Annotated in this window: 1 protein-coding gene; it reads left to right on the top strand. The window is 70.8% G+C overall.

The window, feature by feature from the left end; all coding sequences use genetic code 11:
- Nucleotides 1-3771: non-ribosomal peptide synthetase (locus G4D86_RS51170; protein ID WP_164003013.1), on the top strand; the 3771-nt coding region annotated here is incomplete at both ends.

The following is a 3771-nucleotide window of genomic DNA, read 5'->3' as shown; positions in this document are numbered from 1 at the left end:
GGCTCGCCGCCATCTGGGCCGAGGTGCTGCATCTGGACGCGGTCGGCGTCACCGACGACTTCTTCAACCTCGGTGGCCACTCGCTGCTGGCGACGCAGGTCGTATCCCGCGTGCGCCGCGCCTTCGGCGTGGAACTGCCCGTGCGCGCCCTCTTCGAGGCGACCACTCTCGCCTCGCTCGCCTCGCGAGTGGAGTCCGCGCGGCCGTTGAACGCCGCCGACCAGCTCCCGCCGCTGGTGTCCGTGCCGCGCACCGACCCGCTACCGCTGTCCTTCTCGCAGCAGCGCGTCTGGTTCCTCGACCAGCTCCAGCCCGGCAGCGCCTTCTACAACATCCCCTTCGCCGTGAGCATCAACGGCACCCTGCACCGCGAGGCCCTCACCCGCACCCTCCAGGAGCTCGTCCGTCGCCATGAGGTGCTCCGCACCAGCTTCCACACCGTGGAGGATGGCGAGCCCGTCCAGCGCGTCCACCCGGACGCGGAGCTGACGCTGTCCTTCGTGGACCTGAGCCATCTGCCCGAGTCCCAGCGTGACGAGGCGGCCCGGCGTCAGGCGCATGCGGAGGCGCAGACACCCTTCGACCTGACGGTGGCGCCGCTGCTGCGCGCCACGTTGGTGCGGCTGGCGGACGACCGCCATGTGGTGCTCGTCACCGTCCAACACATCGTGTCGGATGGCTGGTCCACCGGCATCCTCTTGCGCGAGGTGGGGTTGCTCTACCCGACCTTCGTTCGCGGGCTGCCGTCGCCATTGCCGCCGCTGCCGTTCCAGTACGCGGACTACGCGGCCTGGCAACGCGGCTGGCTGCGCGACGAGACGCTGGAGCGGCAGGTGGCCTGGTGGCGCGACCAGTTCCATGGCGTATCGCATGCGCTGGAGCTGCCCACCGACCGTCCCCGCCCGCCCGTGCAGACGGACCGCGGCGGCGTCATCCCGCTGCGCCTGGGGGAGGCACTCACGGCCACCTTCAAGCAGTGGTGCGAGCGCGAGGGCGTCACGCCCTTCATGGGCCTTCTGTCGGTCTTCCAGGTGCTGCTGTCGCGCTACTCGGGTCAGGACGACATCGTGGTGGGCTCGCCCATCGCCAACCGCCAGCGCACCGAGCTGGAGAGCATCGTCGGCTTCTTCGTCAACACCCTCGCCCTGCGCGGGCGGCTGGCGCCCGGCATGAGCCTGCGCGAGCTGCTCGCCCAGGTGAAGGAGACCACGCTGGGCGCGTACGCCCACCAGGACGTCCCCTTCGAGAAGCTGGTGGACGCGCTGAAGCTGGAGCGGGACTTGAGCCGCACCCCGCTGTTCCAGGTGATGCTCGCGCTGATGAACACCCCGCGCGAGCGGGAGCCAGAAGCCGACGGTGCTGGCGGCGGCAATGCCGGCGCCGTGCAGGGCCTGGACGTGGACAGCGGCACGTCCAAGTTCGACCTCTCGCTGCTGCTCGCGGACCTCGAAGACGACATCGCCGGAGCGCTCGAATACAACACCGACCTCTTCGACGAGGCGACTGCGCGGCGAATGGGCAGCCACCTGGTGCGGCTGATGGAGTCGGCCGTGGCCGACGCGGGCCAGCCCATCTCCCGCCTGAAGCTCCTCGGCGAGGATGAGCGGCGGCAGCTGCTGGTGGACTTCAACGACACCTCGCACGTGCCCCACACGCCCGTGCTGGTGCACCGTCCGTTCGAGGCCCAGGTCCGGCGTACGCCGAATGCAGTCGCCGTCAGCGACGGCACCCGCTCGCTCACCTACGCGGAGCTGGATGCGCGGGCCAATCAGCTCGCGCACCACCTGGTGGAGCTGGGCGTGCCCGCCGGAGGCACGGTGGGCCTGTGCCTGGACAAGAGCCTGGACATGGCCGTCGCCGTGTTGGCCGCCCTGAAGGCCGGTGCCGCGTACCTCCCGTTGGACCCGACCTATCCCGCCGACCGGCTCGCCTTCATGCTGGAGGACTCGAAGGCACGGGTCGTCCTCACCCAATCGCACCTGCTCTCCGCGGTGCCCGCCAACACGAGCGCGATTCGTGTGTGCATGGACACCGAGGCGGAGGCCTTCGCTCGGCGGCCCGCGCATGCACCGGCCCGCGACGTGTCGCCGGAGTCCAACTGCTACTTCATCTACACGTCGGGCAGCACGGGCCGGCCCAAGGGCGTCTTCATGCCCCACCGGGCGCTCAGCTACCTGCTGGCGTGGCAGCACCCGCGCTCGGTGCGTCCGGCCGGCGTCACGCTGCAATTCGCTTCACTCAGCTTCGACGTGTCCTTCCAGGAGCTGTTCTCCACGTGGTGGGCCGGCGGCACGCTGCTGCTGCCCACCGGCGGCCTGCGCCAGGACATCCCCGCGCTGCTGGAGTTCATGAATCAGCACGCGGTGGAACGACTGTTCCTTCCCTTCGTGGCGCTCCAGGCCATGGCGGACGCCGTCTCGCACGGCGCCACGCTGCCGCGCGCGCTCGTCGAGGTGGTGACGGCGGGTGAGCAGCTCCAGGTGACGCCGGCCCTGGTGGCCTTCTTCGAGGCGCTGCCCGGGTGCGTGCTGGAGAACCAGTACGGCCCGTCGGAGACGCACGTCGTCTCCGCGTACCGGCTGCAAGGCCTCCCGTCCACGTGGCCGAAGCTGCCGTGCATCGGTGCGCCGCTGGAGCACACGCAGCTCTACGTGTTGGACGCGCACGGCCAGCCCTGCCCGGTGGGAGTGCCTGGGGAGCTGTTCATCGGCGGCACGCACCTGGCGCATGGCTACCTGGACCGCCCGGACATGACGGCGAAGGCCTTCGTGCCCAACCCGTTCAGCACCGAGCCCGGCGCGCGCCTGTACCGCACCGGCGACGCGGCGAAGTGGAAGGCGGACGGCACGGTGGACTTCCTCGGCCGCCTGGACGGCCAGGTGAAGTTGCGCGGCTACCGCGTGGAACTGGGCGAGGTGGAGTCCGTCCTGCGCGCCGCCCCCAACGTGCGCGACGCCGCGGCCGTGGTGCGTGAAGTGGGCGGCGACAAGCGCCTGGTGGCCTACGTCGTCCCCGCGGGCGAAGTGGACGCGGAGGGCCTGCGCGGCTTCCTCCAGCAGCGGCTGCCCGAGTACATGGTGCCCTCCGCCTTCGTCATGCTGGAGGCCCTGCCGCTGACGCCCAGCGGCAAGCTGGCGCGAAACCTCCTCCCCGCGCCCGACGCGGAGAGCCTGCGCGGCAACGCGCCCTTCACCGCTCCTCGCAACCCGATGGAGGAGAAGCTCGCGGAGCTGTTCGCCGCCGTCCTGCGCCTGCCCCAGGTGAGCGTCACCGACAACTTCTTCGAGCTGGGTGGACACTCGCTGCTGGCCACGCAGGTCATCTCCCGCATCCGCTCCCGGCTCCGAGTGGAGCTGCCGCTGCGAGTCCTCTTCGAGGCGCCCACCGTGGCCGCCCTCGCCACGCGCATCGAGTCCGCGTCCGGGACCCAGGCCTCCACCATCGTCCCCGTGCCGCGCACCGGGCCGCTGCCGCTCTCCTTCGCCCAGCAGCGCCTGTGGTTCATCGATCAGCTCCAGCCCGGCAGCGCCTCCTACAACATGCCCACCTTCGTGCGCATGGACGGGCCGCTCGACGTCACGGCGTTGCAGCGCAGCTTCGAGGAGCTGGTGCGCCGGCATGAAGCCCTGCGCACTTCCTTCTCGCAGCAGGAGGGCCAGCCCCTCCAGCTCATCGCCCCTCATGGCGAGCTCCCGCTGGTGACGACGGACCTCAGCGGCCTGGAGCCCTCCGCCGCACGCGCCGAGCTGGAGCGCCGTCTGCGCGAGGAAT

This window comes from Pyxidicoccus caerfyrddinensis (assembly GCF_010894405.1).
GTDB classification, from domain to species: Bacteria; Myxococcota; Myxococcia; order Myxococcales; family Myxococcaceae; genus Myxococcus; species Myxococcus caerfyrddinensis.
The sequence above is the reverse complement of the archived record's forward strand: the minus strand, read 5'-3'. Positions and strand labels throughout refer to the sequence as shown.